23 protein-coding genes, 1 tRNA gene and 2 pseudogenes are annotated in these 24,693 nt (G+C 66.3%); 14 read left to right on the plus strand and 12 right to left on the minus strand.

Translation table 11 applies throughout. The features are described 5' to 3' along the window. Window positions 1-16: 16 nt before the first annotated feature. Genes ACWETB_RS14510 through ACWETB_RS14520 form a run of 3 tightly spaced genes read left to right on the plus strand, consistent with a single transcriptional unit; the run spans window position 17 to window position 1,341 of the window. Window positions 17-490, plus strand: a complete 474-nt coding sequence (locus ACWETB_RS14510) for a limonene-1,2-epoxide hydrolase family protein (RefSeq protein ID WP_449744321.1) — start codon at window positions 17-19, stop codon at window positions 488-490. Between the two features lie 10 nt (window positions 491-500). Further along, the gene (locus tag ACWETB_RS14515) at window positions 501-917 is read left to right on the plus strand and encodes a TM2 domain-containing protein (protein ID WP_449744322.1); all 417 of its coding nucleotides are present in this window, start codon (window positions 501-503) and stop codon (window positions 915-917) included. A 13-nt stretch (window positions 918-930) separates the two neighbouring features. After that, the gene (locus tag ACWETB_RS14520) at window positions 931-1,341 is read left to right on the plus strand and encodes a DUF2752 domain-containing protein (protein ID WP_452211844.1); all 411 of its coding nucleotides are present in this window, start codon (window positions 931-933) and stop codon (window positions 1,339-1,341) included. 18 nt (window positions 1,342-1,359) lie between these two features. Here ACWETB_RS14520 and asnB read toward each other — a convergent pair. From asnB to glmU, 5 genes and pseudogenes are all read right to left on the minus strand, one after another. Beyond that, window positions 1,360-3,200 (minus strand): annotated as a pseudogene (gene asnB, locus ACWETB_RS14525) (asparagine synthase (glutamine-hydrolyzing)). Window positions 3,201-3,330: 130 nt separating this feature from the next. After that, complete coding sequence (gene arsC, locus ACWETB_RS14530; RefSeq protein ID WP_452211846.1) at window positions 3,331-3,672, minus strand: arsenate reductase (glutaredoxin); 342 nt, start codon at window positions 3,670-3,672, stop codon at window positions 3,331-3,333. Between the two features lie 3 nt (window positions 3,673-3,675). After that, the gene (locus ACWETB_RS14535) at window positions 3,676-4,902 is read right to left on the minus strand and encodes an MFS transporter (RefSeq protein ID WP_452211848.1); all 1,227 of its coding nucleotides are present in this window, start codon (window positions 4,900-4,902) and stop codon (window positions 3,676-3,678) included. Between the two features lie 73 nt (window positions 4,903-4,975). Then, the gene (locus ACWETB_RS14540; RefSeq protein ID WP_449743483.1) at window positions 4,976-5,953 is read right to left on the minus strand and encodes a ribose-phosphate diphosphokinase; all 978 of its coding nucleotides are present in this window, start codon (window positions 5,951-5,953) and stop codon (window positions 4,976-4,978) included. Window positions 5,954-5,996: 43 nt separating this feature from the next. Further along, on the minus strand, window positions 5,997-7,466 hold the full coding sequence (glmU, locus tag ACWETB_RS14545) for a bifunctional UDP-N-acetylglucosamine diphosphorylase/glucosamine-1-phosphate N-acetyltransferase GlmU (protein WP_449743484.1): 1,470 nt from the start codon (window positions 7,464-7,466) through the stop codon (window positions 5,997-5,999). A gap of 198 nt (window positions 7,467-7,664) precedes the next feature. Here glmU and ACWETB_RS14550 point away from each other — a divergent pair, with 198 nt between their 5' ends. The 4 genes from ACWETB_RS14550 to msrA all read left to right on the plus strand — a co-directional run bounded on the left by ACWETB_RS14550 (window position 7,665) and on the right by msrA (window position 10,431). Further along, window positions 7,665-8,420: an SDR family oxidoreductase gene (locus tag ACWETB_RS14550; RefSeq protein WP_348802903.1), complete on the plus strand. Its 756-nt coding sequence runs from the start codon at window positions 7,665-7,667 to the stop codon at window positions 8,418-8,420. 127 nt (window positions 8,421-8,547) lie between these two features. After that, window positions 8,548-8,619, plus strand: a tRNA-Gln gene (locus tag ACWETB_RS14555). Between the two features lie 766 nt (window positions 8,620-9,385). Then, complete coding sequence (msrB, locus tag ACWETB_RS14560; protein WP_449743485.1) at window positions 9,386-9,874, plus strand: peptide-methionine (R)-S-oxide reductase MsrB; 489 nt, start codon at window positions 9,386-9,388, stop codon at window positions 9,872-9,874. Then, window positions 9,871-10,431: a peptide-methionine (S)-S-oxide reductase MsrA gene (gene msrA / locus ACWETB_RS14565; protein ID WP_449743486.1), complete on the plus strand. Its 561-nt coding sequence runs from the start codon at window positions 9,871-9,873 to the stop codon at window positions 10,429-10,431. Before msrB ends, msrA begins: the two co-directional genes overlap by 4 nt. Window positions 10,432-10,673: 242 nt before the next feature. Here msrA and ACWETB_RS14570 read toward each other — a convergent pair. Continuing rightward, window positions 10,674-10,844, minus strand: a pseudogene (locus ACWETB_RS14570) (malate:quinone oxidoreductase); the annotation flags it as partial. A 64-nt stretch (window positions 10,845-10,908) separates the two neighbouring features. On the opposite strand from ACWETB_RS14570, the gene ACWETB_RS14575 reads away from it, so the two are divergent. From ACWETB_RS14575 to ACWETB_RS14600, 6 genes are all read left to right on the plus strand, one after another. Further along, window positions 10,909-10,989 (plus strand): hypothetical protein, encoded by an 81-nt coding sequence (locus ACWETB_RS14575; protein ID WP_449743681.1) that lies wholly within the window; start codon window positions 10,909-10,911, stop codon window positions 10,987-10,989. After that, window positions 10,986-11,222, plus strand: a complete 237-nt coding sequence (locus tag ACWETB_RS14580; RefSeq protein WP_449743695.1) for a hypothetical protein — start codon at window positions 10,986-10,988, stop codon at window positions 11,220-11,222. The genes ACWETB_RS14575 and ACWETB_RS14580 overlap by 4 nt, the downstream gene beginning before the upstream one ends. After that, a complete protein-coding gene (locus tag ACWETB_RS14585) occupies window positions 11,168-11,545 on the plus strand; it encodes a LysR substrate-binding domain-containing protein (protein ID WP_449743487.1) in 378 nt (125 codons plus the stop codon). Before ACWETB_RS14580 ends, ACWETB_RS14585 begins: the two co-directional genes overlap by 55 nt. A gap of 156 nt (window positions 11,546-11,701) precedes the next feature. Beyond that, a complete protein-coding gene (locus ACWETB_RS14590) occupies window positions 11,702-13,258 on the plus strand; it encodes an ABC transporter substrate-binding protein (RefSeq protein WP_452211852.1) in 1,557 nt (518 codons plus the stop codon). Next, a complete protein-coding gene (locus tag ACWETB_RS14595) occupies window positions 13,255-14,220 on the plus strand; it encodes an ABC transporter permease (RefSeq protein WP_449743489.1) in 966 nt (321 codons plus the stop codon). Before ACWETB_RS14590 ends, ACWETB_RS14595 begins: the two co-directional genes overlap by 4 nt. Then, on the plus strand, window positions 14,217-16,844 hold the full coding sequence (locus tag ACWETB_RS14600; RefSeq protein ID WP_452211855.1) for a dipeptide ABC transporter ATP-binding protein: 2,628 nt from the start codon (window positions 14,217-14,219) through the stop codon (window positions 16,842-16,844). The genes ACWETB_RS14595 and ACWETB_RS14600 overlap by 4 nt, the downstream gene beginning before the upstream one ends. A gap of 130 nt (window positions 16,845-16,974) precedes the next feature. Here ACWETB_RS14600 and ACWETB_RS14605 read toward each other — a convergent pair whose 3' ends face one another. Both ACWETB_RS14605 and ACWETB_RS14610 read right to left on the minus strand, forming a co-directional pair. Next, complete coding sequence (locus ACWETB_RS14605; RefSeq protein WP_449743491.1) at window positions 16,975-18,057, minus strand: serine/threonine-protein kinase; 1,083 nt, start codon at window positions 18,055-18,057, stop codon at window positions 16,975-16,977. Between the two features lie 341 nt (window positions 18,058-18,398). Then, window positions 18,399-19,913 carry a DHA2 family efflux MFS transporter permease subunit gene (locus ACWETB_RS14610; RefSeq protein ID WP_452211857.1) on the minus strand — a complete coding sequence of 505 codons (1,515 nt, stop codon included), beginning with the start codon at window positions 19,911-19,913 and terminating at the stop codon, window positions 18,399-18,401. A 98-nt stretch (window positions 19,914-20,011) separates the two neighbouring features. Between ACWETB_RS14610 and ACWETB_RS14615 the strand changes: the two genes are divergently transcribed. After that, window positions 20,012-20,695, plus strand: a complete 684-nt coding sequence (locus ACWETB_RS14615) for a TetR/AcrR family transcriptional regulator (protein ID WP_452211859.1) — start codon at window positions 20,012-20,014, stop codon at window positions 20,693-20,695. Between the two features lie 210 nt (window positions 20,696-20,905). On the opposite strand, the gene ACWETB_RS14620 is transcribed toward ACWETB_RS14615, so the two are convergent. Genes ACWETB_RS14620 through ACWETB_RS14635 form a run of 4 tightly spaced genes read right to left on the minus strand, consistent with a single transcriptional unit; the run spans window position 20,906 to window position 24,559 of the window. Further along, the gene (locus ACWETB_RS14620; RefSeq protein WP_452211861.1) at window positions 20,906-21,892 is read right to left on the minus strand and encodes a glycine betaine ABC transporter substrate-binding protein; all 987 of its coding nucleotides are present in this window, start codon (window positions 21,890-21,892) and stop codon (window positions 20,906-20,908) included. Then, window positions 21,892-22,638 (minus strand): ABC transporter permease, encoded by a 747-nt coding sequence (locus tag ACWETB_RS14625; protein WP_452211864.1) that lies wholly within the window; start codon window positions 22,636-22,638, stop codon window positions 21,892-21,894. Before ACWETB_RS14625 ends, ACWETB_RS14620 begins: the two co-directional genes overlap by 1 nt. After that, window positions 22,635-23,918: an ATP-binding cassette domain-containing protein gene (locus tag ACWETB_RS14630; RefSeq protein ID WP_452211866.1), complete on the minus strand. Its 1,284-nt coding sequence runs from the start codon at window positions 23,916-23,918 to the stop codon at window positions 22,635-22,637. The genes ACWETB_RS14625 and ACWETB_RS14630 overlap by 4 nt, the downstream gene beginning before the upstream one ends. Next, window positions 23,915-24,559 carry an ABC transporter permease gene (locus ACWETB_RS14635; protein WP_452211868.1) on the minus strand — a complete coding sequence of 215 codons (645 nt, stop codon included), beginning with the start codon at window positions 24,557-24,559 and terminating at the stop codon, window positions 23,915-23,917. Before ACWETB_RS14635 ends, ACWETB_RS14630 begins: the two co-directional genes overlap by 4 nt. Window positions 24,560-24,693: the final 134 nt, after the last annotated feature.

A 24,693-nucleotide genomic window follows, 5' to 3' on the forward strand; every position in this document is an offset into this window, starting at 1 on the left:
CGGCATACTGGCGGCCATGACCTCACGGACCCCCATCGACATCGTCACCGGCTTTCTGGACGCACTCGCCCGCGGGGACAGCGCCGCGGGAATGATCGACGTCGCCGATCAGATCGCCTACACCAACGTCTCGACGCCCACCATTCGCGGACGGGCGAAGGTCAAGAGGATCTTCAAACAGTTCGACGCCTCACCCGCCTCGTTCAACTACCGGATGGTGAACGTGAGCGCCGACGAAGAGGCCGGTGTGGTCCTCACCGAACGTGTCGACGAGATCCGGCTCGGGCGGTTCATCCTGCAGTTCTGGGTGTGCGGGCGTTTCGAGATCGCCGACGCGCAGATCACCGTGTGGCGCGACTACTTCGATTACTTCGACATGACCAAGGCCCTGCTGAAGGGTCTGCTAGGCGTGGTCGTGCCCGCGGTGGTGCGGCCGTTGCCCGACGAACACACGACACGGGTTCTGCGCACCACGGGACCGCTGGCCTAGCATCGACGCCATGGCTTACCAGCAACCCGGACCTTACGGGCCTCAGCCGACCGGCAGTTTCTACGTCAACATCCTCGGTCAGGAACAGGGGCCGCTGAGCCTTCCCGAACTGCAGTACATGGCGGTGTCGGGCCAGTTGCAGGCGAGCACACCGGTCCGGTCGGCGGACGCTCCGTACCCGTTTCCGGCCGTCCAGGTGCCCGGCCTGTTCTCCGACAAGAGCAAACTCACCGCCGGATTGCTGCAACTGTTCCTCGGCAGCTTCGGCGTCGGCCGCTTCTACCTCGGATACACCGGCATCGGCATCGCACAGATCGCCGTCACGTGGCTGACCTGCGGTGTCGGCGCGATCTGGCCCCTGATCGACGGCATCCTGATGCTCGTCGGCAAGGTGCCCGACGTCAACAACCGGCCATTGCGCGACTGAGCAGAACCGGTCGATGAGCGTAACCGTTCCCACTCGAACCCACCGGCTCGCGCCCAGCGAGGTGGCCGGTGCGATCGGCGTCGCCGGGTTCGGAGTCGCTCTCGCGCTGAGTCCCGCCCACATCGACGACGGCCCGATCCTGTGTCCCTTCCGGCTGGCGACCGGTCTTCCCTGTCCGGGCTGCGGCCTGACCCGGTCATGGGTGTATGGCGCGCACGGTGATTGGGCGCAATCCTTTGCGGCACACCCGTTCGGGCTGCCGCTGCTGATGGGGTTGCTGCTGCTGGCCGCAGCGGCGATCGCTCAGCGCGTGCGGCACCGGGAGCCGCCGAGACTCGATCGGTTGATCTGGAATCCGGTGGCCAAGTTTGTGCTCGCCGGGTGGGTGATCTTTGGTGTGGTCAGGCTCGTGCTGGCCATCTGAGCCGACGGAGTGCCCGCCTCAGGCGAGGTGCAGGGTCGGCGAGTACATGTCGATCCAGTGAAACAGGTCCAGTGTGCGATCAAGTTGAGTCCGGGTCGCCCCGGTCAGCGTCGCGGCATCGGCGTCGACGGCGGAGCCGACCCAGTCGTGATCGACGAGCGAGAACACCGGATCACCGCGGTCGGCCGCCACATCGGCGAGTTGCTGCTGAAGCGACTCCGCGTACTTCACATCCTGTGTCGACGGGTACGGGCTCTTGGTGCGATCGATCACCGACTGCGGCAATACATGTCGAGTGGCCTCGCGGAGCAGGCTCTTCTCCCGGCCGTCGAAGGTCTTGAACGCCCACGGCGTGTTGTACACGTACTCGACGAGTCGGTGATCGCAGAACGGTACGCGCACCTCGAGTCCGACCGCCATGGAGGCGCGATCCTTGCGATCGAGCAGCATCCGCACCATTCGGGTCAGATGCAGGTGGCAGATCTCGCGCATCCGGCGCTCGTCGCCGGTCTCGCCGTCGACGACGGGGACCGCCTCGAGCGCGGCAGAGTACTGGTCGGCGACGTAGGCGTCGAGGTCGAGTTCGCGGCGCAGGTCCGGGGTGAGCAGTGCGTCGCGCCCGGTGGTCATCGACGATTGAAATGCCAACCACGGGAACGTATGTGCGGTGCGGGCGGCCTCGTCGAAGAACCAGCGGTAGCCGCCGAACACCTCGTCGGCCGACTCGCCCGACAAGGCGACCGTCGATTCCTCCCGGATCGCGCGGAACAGCAGGTACAGCGAGGTGTCCATGTCGCCCAAGCCCGCGGGGACGTCCCGCGCGGCGATGACGGCCCGGCGCACGTCGGGATCACTGAGATCGGCGAGATTGAGGACGACGTCGCGGTGCATCGATCCCACGTGCGCGGCGACGTCCCGGACAAACGGGGCATCGGGGGTGTCGCGCATCTCGTCGGGGATGAAGTTGGCCTCCTGGTCGGCGAAGTCGACCGAATAGCTGTGCACCCGTTGCCCTTCGGTACCCAGACGCTTGGCGGCCAGGCCGGTCAGCGCACTGGAGTCGAGCCCGCCGGAGAGCAGGACGCACCGCGGGACGTCGGCGATCAGCTGGCGATCGACGGTGTCGGTGAGCAGATCGCGCACCGTGTCGATGGTCAGATCCAGGGAGTCGCGGTGCCGGCGAGCGGGCAGCGTCCAGTAGGTGCGCTGCTGCCATCCGTTGCGGTTGACGGTCACCATCGCACCGGGCTCGAGTTCGCGGATATCGCGCCACAGCGCCCAGCCCGGTTGTTTGGTCATCGCGAACAGTTCGCGCAGCCCGTCGAGGTCGACGTCGCGACCGATGAGCGGATTGGCCAGCAGCGCTTTGGGTTCGGAGCCGAAGACCACCCCGTCGGTGGTCTCCGAGAAGTAGAACGGCTTGATTCCCAGTCGATCTCGGACCATCGTCAACTCGTCGGTACGGCCGTCCCAGGCCGCGAAGGCGAACATGCCGTTGAGGTGATGGGGGAGGTGTGCACCCCACTCCAGATAGCCGTGCAACACCACCTCGGTGTCGGAGTCGGTGATGAAATGATGCCCCCGCGAACGCAATTCCGTGCGCAGTTCCCGATAGTTGTACGTTTCGCCGCTGTAGACGATGGCCACCACGCCGTCGGGGGTCTCGACGGTCATCGGTTGATGACCGAGCGGCAGGTCGATGATCGCCAGCCGGCGATGGCCGAGGCCGATGTGGGTGTCGATGAAGACCCCACGGTCGTCGGGACCTCGCTTGGTCATCGTCGCCGTCATCGCGTCGATGACGTGACGTTCGTCGCGTAGGTCGTGATGAAACCGAGCCATCCGGTGATACCGCACATGACACACCCCTATCTAGTTAGCGTTGCTAAATAGTTGGACTATGCTGTTCTAACACAGGGGATGACAGGCGTCGAGAAATCCGAGAGCTATGCCCGGATTGTCGTGTGTACGAGTGTCAGCGAATGACCGTCAGAGGATCTCGTCGACGGTCTCGATGGGGCGGGCCAATCGAGTGCCCTTGTCCGTCACCACGAAGGGACGTTCGACGAGGATCGGATGAGCGACCATCTGCTCACGCAACGTCTCCTCGTCGGCGTCGGCGAGACCGAGTTCGGAGTAGAGCGACTCCCGCTTGCGTACCGCCTGAGCTGCGGTGAGCCCGGCATCGGCGAGCAGGGTGTCGAGTTGTTCCCGGGTGAACGGCTCGTCGAGATACTTCACGATCCTCGGTTCGATCCCGGCGTCGCGCAGTTTCTGCAGCGTCTTGCGGGAGGTCGAGCATCGCGGGTTGTGATAGATCGTCGCGTCCACGCACTACACCCTAGTCGGCAGCCGCAACGTCACCGCGAGGGCCGCGACCGCGCAGATCGCGCCGATCAGCGTCGGTGCGAGGGAGCCCGCGCGGTCGATCGCCACGGCGCCGACGAGGGCACCCAGACCGATCGACAGATTGAACGCGGTCGAGTAGATGGTGGTGGCCGCCTCCCGATGCGTCGGCGCCACACGCAAGACCGTGGTCTGCAGGCCGATGGGGATCGCGGCGTAGCCCGCCGACCACACCATCAGCACCACCAGGACGAGCGGGGTGAGCGACGACGTGGCGACCACCAGGACCAGGGCGACGGCGAGCAGGCCCACGAGGACGCCGAGGGATCCGCGGATCGAGCGGGTCCGGGTGAGGAAGGCACCGGCCGCGAAGTTGCCCGCGACCCCGGCCACACCCATCGCCAGCAGCACCGCGCTCACCAGGTCGGCGTCGATGCCGATGGTGTCCACGATCAGCGGCGTCACATAGGTGTAGGCGGCGTAGGCGCCGGTGATGACGAGTGCGGTGACGATGATCGTGACGCGCAGGTTGCGCTCGCGCAGCATCGACGGCAGTCGACGCAGGGACAGGCTTCCGGCCGGTGCGACCGGCGTCATGAACACGGCGAGTGCCACCAGCGTCATCGCCGACAATCCGGACAACGCCCAGTAGGCGCTCCGCCAACCGGCGAACTGGCCGATGAAGGTGCCCAACGGCATCCCGGCAACCGAGGCGATGGACACGCCGGAGAAGGCGATGGTGGTGGCGCGCACCGCATGACGGGTGGAGACCAATGCCACCGCGGTCGGTGCGACGATGGTCCACATCTGGCCCAGGGCCACGCCTATCACCACCCGGACGAGCACCAGCGTCGCGTAGTTCGGGGCGAGTGCGGTGAGGGTGTTGCCGACCACGAACACCGCCATCACCGCCAGCGCGATCCTGCGGCGGTCGATGCGGCGGGTCAGCGACGACAACGTTGGTGCGGCCACCGCTGCGACGAAGGCGAACACCGTCACGGTGAGACCGATGAGACCTTCGGACACGCCCAGATCGGCGGCCATCGGCTGCAGCAGGCCGATGGGCATGATCTCGGTGGTGGTGATCGTGAAGACGGCCAACCCCAATGCGGTCACCGCGGCCCAGTCGCGCGCGGTCACCACCGAATCGGTGCGGGTTTCCTCGGGCACGGGGTGATGTGTCTCCTCGTCGAGGGTGGACGTCGGCGGCGACACGACAACGGGCCGTCATCGACGATTATCGTCGACGACGGCCCGTCGGTCCCGATGAGCTCAGATGAGCTCGGCGTCAGGCGATGCCGTCGAAAAGACTTGTCACCGACCCGTTCTCGAAGACCTCACGGATGGTCTGGGCGAGCAGTGGGGCGATGGAGAGAACGGTGAGCTGCTCGAACCGCTTTTCCTCCGGGATCGGCAGGGTGTCGGTGGCGATGACCTCGGTTGCACCGCAGTTGGCCAGCCGCTCGGCGGCCGGGTCGGAGAACACCGCGTGAGTGGTGGCGATGATGACGTCACCGGCGCCGGCGTCCTTGAGCTTGCTCACCGCACCGGCAATGGTGCCGCCGGTGTCGATCATGTCGTCGATGAGCACACAGGTGCGGCCCTCGACCTCGCCGACGACGCGGTGTGCGACAACCTGATTGGCGACCATCGGGTCACGGGTCTTGTGGATGAACGCCACCGGGGCGCCGCCGAGGGCGTCGGCCCACTTCTCGGCGACTCGCACGCGGCCGGAGTCGGGGGAGACGATGGCGATGTTGTCGGTGCCGTACTTGCCGCGCACGTAATCCGAGAGCTGCCCGAGGGCGTGCATGTGATCGACCGGGCCGTCGAAGAAACCCTGGATCTGGTCGGTATGCAGGTCGACGGTGATGATGCGGTCGGCGCCGGCGGTCTTCATCAGGTCCGCGATGAGGCGAGCGGAGATGGGCTCACGACCGCGGTGCTTCTTGTCCTGGCGGGCGTAGGGGTAGAAGGGCAGGATCACGCTGATGCGTTTGGCCGAGCCGCGCTTGAGGGCGTCGATCATGATCAGCGACTCCATCACCCACTCGTTGAGCGGTGCCGGGCAGCTCTGCAGCACGAAGGCATCCGAACCGCGCACCGACTCCTCGAAACGCACGAACAGCTCGCCGTTGGCGAAGTTGCGCGCCGTCTGCGGCGTCACCTTGATGCCCAGCTCGTCGGCGACGGCTTGCGCGAGATCCGGGTGCGCACGCCCCGCAAACAGCATCAGGTTCTTCTGGTTGTCGGTGGTCCAGGTCATGAAAACTCTTCTACTCGAGGTGGGGCTGGTGGGTCGTGCTCGGTCAGTCGGTGGTCGGGGGTGAAGGTTGCTCGCCGGCCGCTTCGGCGGCCGTGGCCGCCGCGGTTCCGGGCCGCTTCCGGATCACCCAGTCCTCGATCGTGCGTTGTGCGCCCGCCGACACCGCGAGTGCGCCGGCCGGGATGTTTTCCCGCACGACGGTACCCGCACCGGTGTACGCGCCGTCACCGACCTGCACGGGTGCGACGAACATGTTGTCAGACCCGGTGCGGCAATTCGAACCGATCACCGTTTGGTGTTTGTTCACCCCGTCGTAATTGACGAACACGCTCGATGCGCCGATGTTCGACTCGTCACCGATGCGGGCGTCGCCGACGTAGGTCAGGTGCGGCACCTTCGAGCCCGCGCCGATGACGGCGTTTTTGGTCTCCACGAAGGTGCCGATCTTGCCGTGCGGACCGAGTTCGGTGCCCGGCCGCAGGTAGGCGAAGGGGCCGACGGAGGCGCCGTCGTGGATGACCGCGTCGCTGCCGTGGGTGCGGATGACGTGGGCGCCGGCACCGATCACCACGTCGGTGAGAGTGGTGTCCGGGCCGACGACGGCATCTTCGGCGATCGTGGTGCGCCCGTGTAGCTGGGTTCCCGGGTCGATGGTCACATCGGCGGAGATGGTGACGTCGACGTCGATCCAGGTGGTGGCCGGGTCGATGACGGTCACACCGGCGAGCTGGTGGCGCCGCACGATGCGACGGTTGAGTTCGGTGGCGAGTTCGGACAACTGGGCGCGGTCATTGCAGCCGGCGACCAGCATCGGGTCGTCGACGGTGAACGCGCGGACCACCTCGCCCCTCGTGCGGGCGATCTCCGCGACGTCGGTGAGGTAGTACTCGCCCTGGGAGTTGTGATTGGACAGTTCGCCGAGTGCGGCCCGCAGGGTGGCGGCGTCGGCGGCGTAGACACCCGCGTTGACCTCGGTGATCGCCAGCTGTTCGGGGGTTGCGTCCTTGTGTTCGACGATGGCCTGGACCGATTCGTCCCGGTCGCGGACGATGCGTCCGTAGCCGGTGGGATCGTCGGCGACGAACGTCGTCAGCGTGACCGCTGCGCCACCGTCGGCGGTGTGCGCGTCCACCAGCGTCGCGAGGGTGTCGGGATCGAGCAGTGGGACGTCGGCGGCGGTGATGACGACGGTGCCGTCGAAGTCGTCGGGCACCGCACTCAGTCCGACCTGCGCGGCGTGTCCGGTGCCGTGCGGTTCGTCCTGGACGGCGGTGAGGATCGTCTGCCCGAGGCGTTCACCGACACGGGTGACCTCGTCGGTGACGAGTTCACGTTCATGTCCGACCACGGTGACGAGATACGCCGGGGAGATTCCGGCGGCGGCATCGAGACTGTGCCCGAGCAGGGTCCGTCCGGCCAGGGTGTGCAGGATTTTGGGTGTCTTGGACCGCATGCGGGTGCCCGCACCGGCCGCGAGAACGATGACGGCGGTCGTGGGTGACGTCGATGTCAAAGGAGGCCTCCGGTCCTCTCGGCGGCCCGGCCCGGCGCACGGTGTGTGCGGCGGCCAGGTGCTGCCTTGCAGCGCGGCAACGGCCCGATAGTAGCGACATCTGTGGTCGGGTCGGACCCCGTACCCCGCCGCGCATCGTGCCTGATAGAACCAAAGGGACTCACATCACACTCGACGAAGACCAATGAAGGGAAGTCGATGAGCGCACAGAAGACAGCAATAGTCACCGGATCGGCCCGCGGCATCGGAGCGGCCGTCGCCAAGCGACTCGCCGCCGACGGCCTCGCCGTGGCCGTGCTCGACCTCGACGAGGCGGCCACCGCCGACACCGTCAAGGCCATCACCGACGCCGGTGGCACCGCGATCGGTGTGGGCGCCAACGTCGCCGACGAGGAGTCGGTGAAGGCGGCCGTCGACACCATCGTGGAGAAGCTCGGCCCGCCGACCGTCGTCGTCAACAACGCCGGCATTCTGCGCGACAATCTGCTGTTCAAGATGACCGTCGACGACTGGGACGCCGTCATGGCCGTCCACCTGCGCGGTGCGTTCAACGTGACCAAGGCCGCGCAGAAGCACATGGTCGACGCCGGCTGGGGCCGCATCGTCAACCTGTCGAGCACCTCGGCGCTCGGAAACCGCGGTCAGGCCAACTACTCCGCCGCCAAGGCCGGCATGCAGGGCTTCACCAAGACCCTCGCCATCGAACTGGGCAAGTTCGGTGTGACCGCCAACGCGATCGCCCCCGGCTTCATCGAAACCGAGATGACCGCGGCCACCGCCGCCCGCGTCGGCGTGCCCTTCGAGGACTTCAAGAAGGCTGCCGCCAGCCAGATTCCGGTCAACCGCACCGGCGTCCCAGAGGACATCGCGCACACCGCGTCGTTCTTCATCAGCGAGGGTGCGGGCTTCGTGTCCGGCCAGGTGATCTACGTCGCCGGCGGCCCGAAGGACTGAGCTCGGCGGCTCCCGCGCAACCGTTTGCTTCCCGCGCACCGATACGAGGTGCGTGGGTAGCAAACGAGCGAGCGGGAATCGATGCGGAGCACGCGCGGTGCCTGTGGCACAATCGTGTCCGCAGTATTCCCCCATGGTGTAATCGGCAACACTTCTGATTTTGGTTCAGGCATTCCAGGTTCGAGTCCTGGTGGGGGAGCAACAACGTATCCGCAGGTAGATGCGGGTGCAGACGAACTCTCGATGTGGTCCGTGCGCCCTCCGTGCACCCCGATGCGGTTCACGCGTCCGGTTCTCGTTGACGCGGTTGCTGCGTGGTCACGCTCGCTTTGCAATGACCGCGTGGGCGTGGGGGTACAGCGCGGGCGAACAGGGTTTTCGAGGTGACCACTCAAATCGCCCAGCAGACAACCGTATTCACAGTCATCGTGGTTCTGGCGTTACTCGCCGCGCTGCGGGTCTGCCGACACTGGTGGCCCGGAATCGGACCGGCCCGTGGTCGCCTCAGTGCGTGCCCGCCGCGGCGGTACTCGGTTCAACAGGGTTCGACATGGCGTCCGTGGTGTTCGGAGTGCTGCCGTCGAGATGTCCGCGCGCCGTGTCTGACCGGAACCGCCACACCGGCAACCGCACTGCCGACCATCTTTCAGCCCGATCAGTATCGGGCCACGCGAAGACGATCGAGCACAGCTTGAGTCGAGATGCCGAGGAGGTCCGCAGCCTCACTCGTTCCCACCGCGGCGACGAGCGTCGCGTGACGCGCCGCGGTTCACAAGACAACGAGGCGGTGGACGGGGTAAGGCAAATGGGTCACCCGCCGACCTTCACGACCTGACCGGGCTTGGTTGCGAAAACTCCGCGTGGGACGGTGTCTCCTTCGATCAACAGACCCCGGGACCAAATCGGGACGCCCCGCTGTTCTTCTCGATGACGCCGCAGCCAGCGGCGCACCGGAGAGGAGAGAAGTGTCCGACTACCGCAGTACCCCCGAGGCCGTGAGCCGTCTCACCGCCGACCAATACCGCGTCACCCAGCGCGACGGCACCGAGCCGGCGTTCCGCAACGCCTACTGGGACAACCACGAGCCCGGCATCTACGTCGACGTCGTCTCCGGCGAGCCGTTGTTCGCCTCGACCGACAAGTACGACAGTGGCACCGGCTGGCCGAGTTTCACCCGCCCCATCAGCGACGACGCGGTGACCACCCGCACCGACCGCACGTTGTTCATGTCCCGCACCGAGGTGCGTTCGGCCCACGCCGACAGCCACCTCGGTCACGTCTTCACCGACGGCCCGCGCACCGACGGCGGCCTGCGCTACTGCATGAACTCGGCGGCGCTGCGCTTCATCCCGGTCGCCGAACTCGAGGAGCAGGGGTACGGGCAGTTCCGGCGTCTGCTCGACGACCCGATGATGACCGAAACAGCAACCACCACCGAGGAGGATCCATCATGACCAGTGGCCCCAACGACACCGGACACATCACCGCCACTCCCGGAACCGAGACCGCCGTCCTTGCCGGCGGATGCTTCTGGGGCGTCGAGGACCTCATCCGTCGGCAACCCGGGGTTCTGGCGACCCGCGTCGGCTATACCGGTGGCAGCAATGATCATCCGACCTACCGCAATCACCCCGGACATGCGGAAGCCGTCGAGATCGTCTTCGATCCGGCACGCACGACCTACCGCGACATCTTGGCGTTCTTCTTCCAGATCCACGACCCGTCCACGACGAACCGCCAAGGCAATGACATCGGCAGCAGCTACCGGTCGGCAATCTTTCCGGTGACACCCGAGCAGGAGCGCATCGCACGGGAGACGATCGCCGACGTCGACGCGTCCGGACTGTGGCCGGGCAAGGCGGTCACGACGATCGAGCCGGCGGCCCCGTTCTGGGAGGCCGAGCCCGAGCATCAGGACTACCTGGTGCGCTACCCCAACGGGTATACCTGCCACTTCCCACGGCCGGGATGGGTGCTGCCTCGTCGGGACGCAGACGCCGCGAACGTCTGATATCCGCGACGAACCGTCAGGTGAGCCGGAGCGATCGCTGTCACTGCGATCGCTTCGGCGACCCCTGCCGCAGTGGTCGGGGGATACTCAAAGGCGGGGGCCGCATCGTCGATCACGTTGCGCCACGGAAGTTCCCACTCGCCGCCGAACGCCCGGCGTACGGGTCGAACATGATGGGTACGGCCGTCGATGCTCCAGGGGAGGCGCCCCAGGAGACCGGCGATCGTCCGGTCCTCATCGGCCGACATCGGTGGGGCGCCGATGGGGGCCTGGCCGTACACCTTGCTCGCGTGACGTCCGACCATCGGGGGTTTCGACGTTCGCAGGAAGGTGGCGCCGACCGGCAACACACCATAACCGCGAACCTCGTCCACCCGGGCTCGTTGCAGCAGACTCACTGCCAGCCCGCCGGCGCAGCGCGCACTCGGAGTTCCGTAGTCGTCGACGAGTCGCCGTTTACACGCGCTCGAACGGCTTCTGGGGTTCCCATTGCTGGTCACCCAAGGACGATCGGTCGCGCTGACGCCGCGCGCTCGGGCGTTGGCCGCGGTGCCGTGACCGACGTCGACCCCGACCACGCAACCGTGGGCTTCGGGTTCCCGCTCACCATGGGGGCCGGCGAGATCCCGGAGATCCTCGCCGCCTACCGGCATCGTCATCGCGGGGTGACGTTGCACCACAAGCAAGCTCACGGACAACAGCTCGTCGTCGACCTCACCTCGGGTGAGAGGAGATTGTGGCGGTGCTGCCGGATGATCACCGGCTGTGTAGTGCGCCGCGTCTGTCGTTGACGCAGTTGCACGATGAGACCTTCATTGCGAACCCACCCAGCTATCATCTGCGCCGCCTCACCGAAGATCTTTGTCGCCGGGCGGGTTTCGAACCGGCCATCGCCATTGAGATCACCGAGTTCGGTTCCATCGTCGGGCTCGTCGGCCGCGGTCTTGGGGTGGCGTTGTTGCCGCGGGGCATGGCGGGCGACGGAGTCGCGGAGAAGTCGTTGACCGAGCGGGTGACTCGGGATGTCGCACTTGTCGTGGGCCGGCCGAGGGTGGAGTGCTCGTCGATTCGTTCACGGCTTTCCTGGGGTCGGCCGTGCTCGCCGATCCCATGATGTGACACGCCGAGGTTGCACAGCGATCCATCCGCGGGCAGAGTGAAAGGCAACGTCCACAAGTGCTTCGGCGCGGAAGGGATCGCTGTCGCAATGACCTCGGAGCACCGAACGTGCAGGTCATCAGTCGATTCCGCCCACTTCCTCACTGCCGGGATGAGTCGTCGCCGCTTCTTTTCCGTGGCGGCGGCCGCGGGTGTCGGCGTGGCCGGCGCGACGGTACTCGGCGCCTGTGCGCCGTCCGGGTCCGGTGTGGCGAGCTCGGACAACACGATTCGGGCGGCGATCGCCGGGGAGCCGGATCAACTCGATCCGCACAAGACCAGCTCGTACTTCTCATTCGAGGTGCTGGAGAACGTCTTCGACACTCTCGTCGAACCCGACGAGAAACTCGAGATGCAACCGGCGCTGGCGCAGTCCTGGCAGGTCAGCCCGGACGCCACCATCTGGACATTCACTCTTCGGCCGAATGTCCGTTTCCACAACGGTGATTCGCTGACCGCCCAGGACGTGGTGTATTCCTATCGCCGCATCATCGATCAAGATCTGTCCAGCGCATGGCGATTGGAGAACATCGCCACCATCGCCGCACCCGATGACCAGCACGTGGTCATCACGACCACGGCACCGAGCCCGAATCTCTTGTCCACCATCGGCAGCTTCAAGGGAGTGGCAATCGTCAACCGCCGCAACGTCGAATCCGGACAAATCGCCACCCACCCGATCGGCACCGGCCCGTTCTCCTACGACTCGGGCTCACCGGGGACCTCGATCGTCCTCAAGGCCAACCCCGGCTACTGGGGTGGTGCGCCGAGGGTCGACGGCGTCGCCTACAGTTTCATCTCCCAGCAGACCACGGCCGTCTCGGCGCTGCGTTCCGGTGAGATCGACTGGACCGATTCCATTCCCGCTCAACAACTCCGGATTCTGGAGAGTACCGACGGCGTCGTCGTCGGCAGTGTGGTCGCCAACGACTACTGGTACGTGGCAATGAACTTCGCCAAGAAGCCCTTCGATGACACGCGGGTTCGTCAGGCCGTCGCGTACGCCATCGACCGCAAGTCCATCGCGCAGGTCGTCGGTTACGGCACAGCCACCCCCAACCAGCTGGCCATACCGAAGACCAGTCCGTGGTTCGCCGAATATGGCCGCTACACCGACGGATTGGATCGGGACGGCGCCACCGACAAGGCGCGCGACCTGCTGAAGCAGGCCGGGGTGGGCTCCCTGCCGATGGGATTGATGGTGACCACCGAATACCCAGAAACGGTGACCGCCGCGCAGGTGATCGCCTCCAACCTGTCCGACGTCGGCATCGACGTCACCATCGAGCAACTCGACTTCGGTGTGTGGCTCGACCGCCAATCGCAGGGTGCCTTCGACGCACTCCTGCTCGGCTGGCTCGGCAATCTCGATCCGGACGATTACTACTACGCCCAACATCATTCGCAGGGAACGTCGAACTCACAGAAGTACGCCAACCCCGACGTCGACCGCCTCCTCGACGCCGGCCGCGTCGAACTCGACATGGCCCGGCGCAAACAGATCTATACCGACGCCGCCGCCCACATCGCCGACGACGTCAGTTACCTCTACCTGTACAACCCGTCGGCGAATCAGGCCTACAGCAGCGCCCTGCGCGACTACACCGTCCGATCCGACAAGGCGATCCGCTTCCGTGGCGCACACCTGGATCGGAGTCAGGCCGTATGAACGGATTTGGTTGGCCGCTGGTGCGTTTCATCCTGCTGCGATTGCTCTACACCGCCATCGTCCTGCTGGGCGTGATCGTGGTGGTGTTCCTGCTGATCCAGGTGGTGCCCGGTGATCCGGTCCGCATCGCCCTGGGTACCCGGTACACGCCGGAGGCCTACGACTCGCTACGTCAGGCATCCGGACTCGATCAGCCACCCCTGACCCAGCTCGTCCACTACATCGGCAATGTCTTCACCGGCGACCTCGGCGTCAGCTTCCGCGACGGCGAATCGGTCACCGACCTGCTGCTCTCGCGACTGCCGGCGACCATCGCCCTCGCCCTGGCCGCCATCGTCGTCGCCCTGGTGATCGCCATCCCACTGGGCACCTGGGCGGCGCTGCGCGAAGGCCGGTTGGCGGACAACAGTATTCGCGTGGTGTCCCAGTTCGGTATCTCGGTGCCCGATTTCTGGATGGGCATCCTGCTCATCGCGGTCTTCTCGACCGCGCTGGGATGGCTACCGTCGGCGGGATACCGGCCAATCTCGGCCGGGTTCGTACCGTGGATCGAACACCTGGTGCTCCCGGCGATCACCGTCGGCATGGTCACCGGCGCCATCATGACCCGCTACGTACGTACCGCCATCCTCGACGCCGCGAACTCGCCGTTCGTCATGACCGCCGAATCGAAGGGGCTCAGCCGCAGGCGAATCCTCGTCTCCCACATCGGACGCAACGCACTGGTCCCGGTGCTCACCATCTCCGGCATCCAACTGGCCACCCTGCTCGGTGGTGTGATCGTCGTCGAGGTGGTCTTCGCCTGGCCTGGACTCGGGCGCCTGGTCTACGACTCGGTCGCCGCCCGCGACTACCCGGTCCTGCAGGGCGCCATCCTGCTGATTGCCGCGATCTTCCTGATCATCAACCTCGTCGTCGACATCCTCTACGCCGTCATCGATCCCAGGATTCGACTGTCATGACCGCCACCAACCCGCCCGCCACCGACGAGCCCACCCCCGACGAGCCCACCGCCGCAGCGACGGAACCCACCGACTCGGCCTGGCGACTGTTCCTGCGCAACCGGGCGTCGGTCGCCGGGCTCATCGTGATCCTCGTCGTGATCATCTGCGCGCTCTTCGGGCAGTGGATCGCGCCCTACGGCGCCAACGACATCGACGTGCCCGACGCGCTCGCGGCACCGAGTTGGTCGCACCTGTTCGGTACCGACGACCTCGGCCGTGACGTGTTCTCACGCGTCGTGCTCGCCGCGTCGGTGAGTCTGCGGGTGGCCGTCGTGGCGGTGGCGATCTCGCTGATCGTCGGTGTGATCCTCGGGATGTTCTCCGGCTTCGTCGGTGGTGTGGTCGACACGGTGTTGATGCGCATCGTCGACGTCGTCTTCTCCTTCCCGGTCATGTTGCTGGCCTTGGCGATCGTGGCGATCCTGGGTCCCGGTGTCACCTCGGCGATGATCGCGATCGGCATCGTCTACATCCCGATCTTCGCCCGGGTGGCCCGCGCCGACACCCTGCGGGTGCGTCAGACGCAGTTCGTGCAGGCCGCCACCACGATGGGTGTCGGAACGCCACGCATCGTGTTCGGCCATGTGCTGCCCAACATCTCGGGTCCGGTGGTCGTGCAGACCTCCATCTCGCTGGCGTTCGCGATCCTCAGCGAGGCGGCGTTGTCGTTCCTCGGCCTCGGAGTGCAGCCACCGGAGCCGTCATGGGGCCGGATGCTCTACGACGCACAGGGATTCATCACCAGCGCCTGGTGGATGGGAGTGTTCCCCGGCCTGGCCATCTTGCTCACTGTCTTCGCGTTCAACCTCATCGGCGACGGTGTCCGCGACGTCCTCGACCCGCGCCAACGCACCCTGCTCCGCAACCGCGGAAAGCGGCGCCGCCCCACGGTGGCCCGCGCGAGGGTTACCCCGGTCCCCGAGGACGGCACCGACGACTCGGCCGAGACGGTCCTGACCGTCACCGACCTCGTCGTCGGCGTGGGGCCACGGGAGATCGTGCACGGCAACAGCTTCGGTGTCGCCAAGGGGGAGACCCTCGGCATCGTCGGCGAGAGTGGATCGGGTAAGTCCCTGTCGGTGCTGGCGGCCACTGGACTCTTCGACGCGCCGAGCGCGCATGTCTCGGGGTCGGCGCGCATCGGCGACACCGAGGTCATCGGCGCCTCCGACGCGACGCTGCGCGCGGTACACGGATCCCGCGTCGGATTCGTCTTCCAGGACCCGTCGTCGAGTCTCAATCCGCTGCTCACCGTCGAATCGCAGCTGACCGAGGGGCTGCGTCGGCACCTGAAACTCACCAAATCGCAAGCGCGAGAACGGGCGCTGCAACTCCTGCGCGATGTGAATCTGCCTGATCCGGAGAGCAAACTGCACGCCTACCCGCACCAGCTGTCCGGTGGGCAACGCCAGCGGGTGATGATCGCCATTGCACTCGCCTGTGACCCGGAGATCCTCATCGCCGACGAGGCGACCACCGCACTCGACGTGACCACCCAGGCCCAGATCATCGACCTGGTCGCCGAACTCCAGCGGGAACGCGGGATGGCGGTGGTGTGGATCAGCCACGATCTCGGCGTCATCGGACGCATCGCCGACCGCGTCCTCGTCATGCGCTCGGGTTCCGTCGTCGAAACAGGCTCGGTCGACGAGGTTTTCGCGAACCCGCGTGCTGAGTACACGCGAACACTGCTCGAATCCCGGCCGTTGCTGAGCAAGGTCGGCGATCGCGCCGAACCCGAATCCGAGACCGGAGACGCGTCGCCCGCACTGGTCAGTGTGCGCGGCCTCGGCGTCGATTTCACCGTGCGGCGCACCACGGGTCGCGACACCCTGCATGCGGTGCGCGACGTGGATCTCGATGTGGCACAAGGCACCACCCTGGGTATCGTCGGCGAATCCGGATCGGGGAAGTCGACCATCGCCGGCGTGTTCACCGGGCTGATCACCTCCGGCGGCGGGACGACGGTGCGCGGAAGCATCGATGTGCGGGTCGACGGCCGAACCATCGACGCGGTCGGCGTGCGCGGTCACGATGCCGCGGTGCTGCGTCGACGGGTGTCGATGGTCTTCCAGGACCCGGGTGCCTCGCTCGATCCGCGGATGACGGTGGCGGCCTCGATCGCCGAACCGCTGCGGACCCACGGCCAGGTCTCCGGCAAGGGCGCACTGCGCGAGCGTGCGGAGGAACTGCTCGGCGACGTCAGCCTCGACGCCTCGTATCTGCGTCGCTACCCGCACGAGATGTCCGGCGGGCAACGTCAACGAGTCTGTCTGGCAAGGGCTCTCGCCTCCGACCCGGAGGTTCTCATCCTCGACGAGTCGACCGCGTCGCTGGACGTGTCGGTGCAGTCCGAGGTCCTCGAGTTGCTTGCACGTCTTCAGGCCGAGAAAGGTCTGACCTACCTGTTCATCGCGCATGACCTCGCCGTCGTCGAGCAGATCAGCGACACCGTGGCGGTCATGCAGAACGGCAGGGTCGTCGAAAGTGGTCCGGCCACAGGGATTCTGCACGACCCGGCGACCGACTACACCCGCAGGCTGCTCGCCGCGATCCCGCCCGAGACGCCGCAGCGGGCCTGAGGTGGCCGGGTCCCGGGCGCTGACAGCCGGCTCACGGTTACCGAACCTGTCGTGGTGCCGTGGCGTCGGCACCGCACTCCGAACCCGTCCGCCGTCGAACTGAGCTGCCGACTCTGATCGAGGGAGCCGGTCACGACAAGGTGGCCACCAGCACCCCGACGATCAACACGATGAACACCAGGAAGATGACCGCGCCGCCGATGATGGCGGCGCGGGTCGTCGCCGGATCGGTGGGTCGGCGCGGCGGCTGGTAGCCGGCCGGTGTGGGGTTGACCGGGCCGGGGTTCATCGCGCCCGGTGTCACCGGCGGAATATGGGTGATCGGTGGCAGTACCCCCGCCGGGGCGGACCGCGGCATGGGCGGGGGTGGGACGGCCACCGGCGGTGGCACCGACACGCGGCCCTCGAGCGCCTCGCGGGCCGCCTGCGCCATCTGCCCGGCGGTGACGAAACGATCGGCCGGATTCTTGGCCATCCCGCGGGCGATGACGTAGTCGAACGGGCTGCCCAGCACGGGCGGTGGCTGGTTGAGGTGGGCCGCGACGAGTACCTGGAGATCTCCCGCCCCGAACGGCGCGGCGGCCGTGAGGCATTCGACGAGCACACAGGTCAACGCGTAGATGTCGGTGGCCGGGGTGGCGATGTTGCCGGCGCCGAAACGTTCGGGGGCCATGTAGGCGAACGATCCGACCGCGGCACCGGTTTCGGTCAACCGCGGATCGGTGGTGGTCTGGGCGAGGCCGAAGTCGACGAGGTAGGCGAAGTCACCGCTGTCGATGAGGACGTTGTCCGGTTTGACGTCCCGGTGGACCAGCCCGGCGGCGTGCGCCGCGTCGAGTGCCTGAGCGACCTGTTCGACGATGGACACCGCACGCTCGGGTGCCAGCGGCCCGCCGGCGAGCAGATGCCGCAGATCCGTGCCACCGGAGACGATCCGCATGTCCAGGAACAGCAGCCCGTCGATCTCGCCCCAATCGTGGATGGGGATGACGTGCGGATCGTTGAGTTGGGCGGCCATCCGGGATTCACGCAGGAACCGTTCGCGGAACATCGCGTCGCCCGCGTACTGCTGGGCCAGGAGTTTCAGGGCGACGGTGCGTCCACGACGTTCGTCCCGGGCCTGGTAGACCTCGCCCATCGCGCCGCGACCCAGGAGCCGTTGCAGGGTGTAGTCACCCAGAACGGAACCGCTGCGGTCGGCGGGGCTTCCCATGGCGTGCGTCATCCTCCTGCCCACCGGGCCTCGGGCGGGTCCGCGGCAACGGATCGCTTTCCGCGGTACGCTACCCGCTCCACGTCGAGGTCGTGGACATCGACGCGCGGGTATGGATGGCCACCGGCCCGGCCCGGCGACGAGCCGAACCCGACACATCGCTCCAATCATTCTGTGCGCCAGGCATTGCGCCACTGTGCACCGCATGCTCGCGCATGGTGCGGCGAGGTGCTCCGACGACGAAGCGTGTCGATCAGACAGACGGCCCGGCCATCGTGATGATGGCCGGGCCGTCGTCTCATGCCGGGCACGACGTGGCTCAGGATTGCCGATGTCTCATGTCAGTGTGCGACGACCATCTCGTCCCCCTGGGTGGCGGGCAGCTTACCGCTGCGGATCACCACGGCGGACATGACGCCGCCGGCCGCGAAGACTGCTGCGGCGACCCAGAACGCCACCGTGTAGGAGTGCACCGCGGCCATCAGTGACAGCTGCTGCAGGTTCGCCGTGTGTGCGGCGTGATCGGTGACGTAGCCCGCCGCCGCGCTGGAGGCGATGGTGGACAGCAATGCGGTGCCGACGGATCCGCCGACCTGCTGCATCGTGTTGACCGTCGCCGATGCCACGCCCGCGTCCTGGGGTTGCACACCGGAGATGGCGCCCTGCATCGCCGGAGCCATCGACGCACCGAGGCCCAGGCCCATGACGATCAGTGCCGGAAGGATGTCGGTGGTGTACGAACTCGAGTCGCTCAGCCGGGTCAGATACACCATGCCACCTGCGGCGATGAGCATGCCCGCGGTCATCAGCCAGCGCGGCCCGAACCGCGGCAGCAGGACCGCGGTCGAGGTGGTGGCGGTGAGGATGAGGGCGGCGATCATCGGCAGGAACGCCAGTCCGGTCCGGATCGGGCTGAACGCGAGGTTCTGCTGCAGGTAGTAGGTCAGGAACAGGAAGATCCCGAACATTCCGATACCGACTATGAAGACCGCGAGGTAGGAGCCGGCGCGCGTCCGGTCGGTGATGACCCGCATCGGCAGCAGGGCATGCTCGGTGCGCGATTGCAGCCAGACGAAGACGCCGAGGAGTACCGCACCGACCACCAGCCAGGTGAGGGTGGCCCAGTCGGACCAGCCGTGGGTCTCGGCGTGGGAGAAGCCGTAGACGATGGAGAACAGTGCCACCGAGACGGTCAGGACGCCGGGGATGTCGAGCTTGGGGCGGTGTTCGGCCTTGTGGGGGGCGAGGAACAGGACGGCTCCGACCAGGGCGATCGCGGCGATCACCAGGTTCACATACAGGCACCAGCGCCAATCGGCCCACTCGGTGAGTACGCCGCCGAGCAGCAGGCCCAGTGCGCCGCCACCACCGGCGATGGCGCCGAAGATGCCGAAGGCCTTGCCGCGTTCATCCGGGTCGACGAACGTGGTGGTCAGCAAGGACAGTGCGGCCGGGGCCAGAAGTGCACCGAACACGCCTTGACCGGCGCGTGCGGCCACCAGCATGGTGAAATTCACCGAGGCTCCGCCGACCGCCGACATCACCGCGAAGCCGATGAGCCCGATGATGAACGTGTTCTTGCGTCCCCACAGGTCCGACAGGCGGCCGCCGAGGAGTAGGAGGCTGCCGAAGGCGAGGGCATAGGCGGTGACGATCCACTGCCGGTCGGCGTTGTCGAAGCCGAGCGACGATTGTGCGTGGGGGAGTGCGATGTTGACGATGGTGGCGTCGAGCACGACCATCAGCTGGGCCAGTGCGAGTACACCGAGCACCACCCACCGGAGCCGGTGATGTCGGGCCTCCGGGGTTTCGGGAAGAGACGAAGTCTCCTCGTTCTTCGAATAGACGGTTGTCATTCCGGCCTCCTGAAGCTAGGTGGAGGAGCTTCCTCCGGTTACCCCTCAGCCAACGGCACCCAACCGGAGATGATTCCTCCGTTTGCTAAACTGTGACCATGACCACTGACGCGGAGGCCACCCGACCCCTACGCGCCGACGCGGAACGCAACCGGCTGCGCATCATCGCCGCGGCTCGAGAGCTCTTCGCCCAGCGCGGGCTCGACGTCTCCCTCGACGAGGTCGCCGAGGCCGCCGACGTGGGCGTGGGTACCGTCTACCGCCGATTCGCCAATCGCGACGAACTCATCGCCGGCGTCCTCATCGAGCACCTGAATACCGTGAACGCCAAGACCGCCGCGGCGCTGGAGAACGACGATCCCTGGGCGGCGGTGGTCGATCTGGTCACCTGGCTCGCCCAGTCGATGGCCGAGGACCGCGGGCTGGCCGCCATCATCATGCGGGTCGATCACTCGCACCCCGACATCACCGCGGTCAAGACGCAGATGTCGGAACGGGTGGAGCAGATGTTCACCCGGGCCCGCGACGCCGGAGTGGTCCGGCCGGATCTGGCCTCCACCGACTTCTACGCCATCTTCACCATGCTCTCGGCGGTGGCCGACGCCACCCAGGAGACCGCACCGGGTGTCTGGCGCCGCTACCTCGGGCTGATCCTCGACGCCATCAAGGCCGACCCGCAGCGCAACACCCTCGACGTCCCGCCGATGACGTTCGAGCAGGTGATAGCCATGCAGCGGGCCAAACACGACGCGAAGCGCCGGGCGTCGGAACAGGGCGGCTGACGCGCCGTCGGGTGGCTCGGGTCCCAGACCTCGCCCATGCCGCCGCGACCCAGCAGGCGTTCGAGGAGTAATCACCCAGCACCTCGCCGGAATGGTCGGTGGGGCCGGTTACAGTGATGATTCCCCTGCGCCTCGCGACGTGCGGACTGACGACTTGCGGACTGATGACTTGCGGACTGACGTCCTCGGGTGCCGGCGACTCGAGGGACGTCAAACTATCAAGCCCTCACTCTTGAGCCAGTCGTAGGCCACGTCGGACGGGTCTTCACCGTCGATATCGACCCGGCCGTTGAGTTCCTGCATCAGTTGATCGGTGAGCCGTTCGGAGATGGTGGCCATCAACGGGGCGATGTCCGGGTTCGCATCCAAGGTCTCCTTGCGGACGACGACGGTGCCGCTGTAGGGGAGGAAGTAATGCTTGTCGTCGACCAGCACGGTGAGGGAGAGGTTCTTGATGCGGCCGTCGGTGGTGTAGACCATGCCGAAGTTGCAGGGTTGGCTCTTGGCCGTCGAGGTGTAGACGACGCCGGAATCCATCTGGGTCACATTGCCGGACGGGACGCCGTCGGGCGTGTTGTACGGCATGCCGTAGGTCTGCAGCATCGGCAGGAAACCGTCGGGGCGCGAGAAGAATTCGTCATTCACGCAGAAGGTGCGCTCGTTGACCGGGAGTTTGGCGATATCCGACATCGTCGTGACGCCGAGTCGCTGTGCGGTCGGACCCGACACCGCAAAGGCGTACGTGTCATTGAAATTGGCGGGTGGCAGCCACACCAGATTGTTCTGTTCGAGTTCGACATCGTGGACCTGTTGCCACAGTTGCTGCGGGTCGGCGATGACGTCGGTCTCGTGAAGATAGGTGACCCAGGCGGTTCCGGTGTATTCCCAGGCGAGATCGGCGGCACCGTTGAGCATCGCCTGCCGACTCGACGCCGATCCCGGTGCGTTGGTGAGGTCGGTGACGTCGGCCCCGGCCGCGGCCAGGTAGGTGGCCGCGATCTTGCCGAGCAGGATGCTCTCGGTGAAATTTTTTGACGTGACCGTGATCTCGGCGCCCTTGAGAGGGCTCGCGCCATCGGGCAGCGATGCCTTCTTGAACGTGCCCGACGAGCTGACGAGCCCGCAACCGGCCAGCACCGTCGCACAGATCGCCAGCGCCAGTAGTAGGAGGTGGCGCCCTCGGCGTCGAGTCGTCATCAGATCCCCCGGGGTGTGGCGACGAGTTCCACCAACCGGCCGAGCCAGTCGATGATCAGGGCGAGCAGGCCCACCAGGATGGCGCCGGAGATCAACAGTTTGGGCAGGAACAGGGTGACGCCGGTGGTGATCAGGGTGCCCAGGCTGGTGGCGCCGATGAAGGTGGATAGCGTGGCGGTACCGACCAGGATCACCAACGCGGTGCGAACGCCGTTGAGTATCACCGGGACCGCGAGGGGCAGCTCCACCAGGATCAACGTTCGGGCCGCCGACATGCCGATGCCCCGCGACGCCTCGACGGTGCGTTGATCCACCTGCCGCAGACCGACGATCGTGTTCTGTAGGATCGGCAGGATTGCGTAGACGACGAGACCGACCACCGCTGTGCGGAATCCGGTACCGAGCCAGAAGGTGAACAACACCAGCAGGCCCACCGCCGGTGCGGCCTGACCGATGTTGGCGATGTTCACCGCGATCGGGTTGAGCCAGCGCATCGACGGCCGGGTCAACAGGATTCCGAGCGGAATAGCGATGACGACCACGATGACCGTCGCCACCACGGTCAACCGGATGTGATCGAGAATGGTGTTCTGCAGGGTCGACCAGGACAGCGCCGCGCTCTCGGTTTCGGTGAATGTGGTTGTCTGATACCAGGTCACATAACCGACGCCGATGACCACGATGAGCAATGGTTCAAACCACACATCCATCGGCAGTTGCCGGAACCGCGTCACCGTCGACTTCATGACGGTGAGGCCGTGTTCGGTTCGGTGGTGGTCTGGTCATCATCGTCGTCGATGGCGGCGACGATCGGTGTCTCGATCGGGCCGGTGCCCGGCTTGTGGTCGGCGTAGGAGAGGTGATCCTCTTCCTCACGCGCGTGCGCCAATTGTCCCTGGATGATCTCCATCACCGATGTGATACCCAATGCCCCGATCACGCTGCCGCGGGAGTCGGTGACCAGGGTGCCGCCCTGACTGGCGGCCAGCATCGAGTCGAGGGCGTCGTTGAGGGTCGACGACGAGGCGACCACCGGTAGGCGCGGGTCGAGGTAGTCGGAGATCTCCTTGCGCGCGGACACTTCCTCCACCGACGGCCAGGCACGTGGTCGGCCATGCCGGTCGACGACCACCAGCCACTTGTGTCCGGCCGCTCTCGCCCGGGAGAGTGCCTCGTGCGCCGGCGATCCGACGACCGCGGTGACGACCTCGTCGTGCGGGACGTCACGCACCCGCGACAGGGTGAGTTGCGCGAGCGTGGCTCCGGATCCGATGAACTCCTCGACGAACGGGGTCGCGGGGTTGGCGAGGATCTCCTCAGGTGGTGCGTACTGCTCGATGTGACCGCCCTGGGAGAAGATGAGCACCTTGTCGCCGAGCTTCGTGGCCTCCTCGAAGTCGTGGGTGACCACCACGATGGTCTTACCCAACTCTTTCTGGATGCCGATCAGACTGTCCTGCAAGCGGACTCGTGTGATCGGGTCCACCGCACCGAACGGCTCGTCCATCAGCAGCACCGGCGGATCGGCGGCCAGCGCGCGGGCCACCCCGACGCGCTGCTGCTGACCGCCGGACATGTCCTTGGGCAGGCGGTGGGCGAAGTCCGCGGCGTCGAGTCCGACGAGGTCGAGAAGATACTCGGTGCGTTCGGTGATGCGCTTCTTGTCCCAGCCGAGGACCCGGGGGATCGCCCCGATGTTCTTGGTGACGTCCCAGTGCGGGAACAGCCCACCGGACTGGATGACATAGCCGATGGATTGGCGCAGCTTGTCCGGGTTCTCCTTGGTGACGTCACGGCCGTCGATGAGGATGCGGCCGGCGCTGGGCTCGATCAGCCGGTTGATCATCTTCAGGGTCGTCGTCTTGCCGCAGCCCGACGGGCCGACAAACGCCACGATGTGACCGGCCTCGATGTCCAGGTCGAGACGTTCGACCGCCGGAACGCTTTGTCCCCGATACTGTTTCATGACGCCGTCGAGGGCGATGGACGCCCCGGTGACGGTGCGTTCGGAGGTTGGCTGGGTCATTTCAGTCCCCTCGAGATGGTGAACCGGCCGAGTAGTACGAGCAGAGCGTCGAATACTAGGGCCACGATGACGATCAGGATGGTGCCGGTCAGCGCCATCTCCAGGGCGTTGGCGCCGCCGAGGCGCGAAAGCCCGCTGAAGATCAGCGATCCCAGCCCGGGACCGAGGACGTAGGCGACGATCGCGGCGATGCCGACGATCATCTGCGTCGACACCCGAATCCCGGTGAGGATGACCGGCCACGCGATCGGGAGTTCGACGCTGACCAGGATTCGCCAGCGGGACAGCCCGATCCCGCGGGCGGCCTCGATCACCGACGGTGGCACCGACCGCAGGCCGACGATGGCGTTGCCGATCACCGGCATCGTCGCAAAGAACGCCAACATGACGAACGACGGGACGACACCGAGACCGAACGGCACGATCAGCAGCGCCAACAGCGCCAGGGACGGAATGGTGAGAGCGACACGGCTCGAGGTCAGCGTGAGCGCCGACGCCAGCGGCAGTCGGTACACGATCACCGCAATGACGATCGCAATCACGGTTCCGACCAGAACGGTCTGAAACGCCAGTGAGGCGTGCTGGTAGGTGAGAAACGTCAGTGTGCTCGCGTGCTCGCTGATGTAGTCCCAGAGGTTCACGGACATCCCTTCTGGATCAGACGATTTGCGAGTTTTCGATAAGTGACAGGACTTCGACCCTATCCATTGGGGTCGGTCGGCACCGGCGAAAACCGCGAACCCGGCCGGCTGCCATCACCTTTGCCGGTCGTGGA

The sequence above is a fragment of the Gordonia sp. NPDC003950 genome (assembly GCF_053605205.1).

Bases quoted from the DNA above. Each gene is read 5' to 3' on its own strand.
- ACWETB_RS14510 (WP_449744321.1), top strand. From the start codon at position 17: ATGACCTCACGGACCCCCATCGACATCGTCACCGGCTTTCTGGACGCA.
- ACWETB_RS14630 (WP_452211866.1), bottom strand. From the start codon at position 23,918: ATGACCCAGCCAACCTCCGAACGCACCGTCACCGGGGCGTCCATCGCC.
- ACWETB_RS14610 (WP_452211857.1), bottom strand. From the start codon at position 19,913: ATGACAACCGTCTATTCGAAGAACGAGGAGACTTCGTCTCTTCCCGAA.
- ACWETB_RS14625 (WP_452211864.1), bottom strand. From the start codon at position 22,638: ATGAAGTCGACGGTGACGCGGTTCCGGCAACTGCCGATGGATGTGTGG.
- ACWETB_RS14550 (WP_348802903.1), top strand. From the start codon at position 7,665: ATGAGCGCACAGAAGACAGCAATAGTCACCGGATCGGCCCGCGGCATC.
- ACWETB_RS14615 (WP_452211859.1), top strand. From the start codon at position 20,012: ATGACCACTGACGCGGAGGCCACCCGACCCCTACGCGCCGACGCGGAA.
- msrA (WP_449743486.1), top strand. From the start codon at position 9,871: ATGACCAGTGGCCCCAACGACACCGGACACATCACCGCCACTCCCGGA.
- ACWETB_RS14540 (WP_449743483.1), bottom strand. From the start codon at position 5,953: ATGACCTGGACCACCGACAACCAGAAGAACCTGATGCTGTTTGCGGGG.
- ACWETB_RS14520 (WP_452211844.1), top strand. From the start codon at position 931: ATGAGCGTAACCGTTCCCACTCGAACCCACCGGCTCGCGCCCAGCGAG.
- ACWETB_RS14620 (WP_452211861.1), bottom strand. From the start codon at position 21,892: ATGACGACTCGACGCCGAGGGCGCCACCTCCTACTACTGGCGCTGGCG.
- ACWETB_RS14600 (WP_452211855.1), top strand. From the start codon at position 14,217: ATGACCGCCACCAACCCGCCCGCCACCGACGAGCCCACCCCCGACGAG.
- ACWETB_RS14595 (WP_449743489.1), top strand. From the start codon at position 13,255: ATGAACGGATTTGGTTGGCCGCTGGTGCGTTTCATCCTGCTGCGATTG.
- ACWETB_RS14605 (WP_449743491.1), bottom strand. From the start codon at position 18,057: ATGGGAAGCCCCGCCGACCGCAGCGGTTCCGTTCTGGGTGACTACACC.
- ACWETB_RS14515 (WP_449744322.1), top strand. From the start codon at position 501: ATGGCTTACCAGCAACCCGGACCTTACGGGCCTCAGCCGACCGGCAGT.
- ACWETB_RS14590 (WP_452211852.1), top strand. From the start codon at position 11,702: ATGAGTCGTCGCCGCTTCTTTTCCGTGGCGGCGGCCGCGGGTGTCGGC.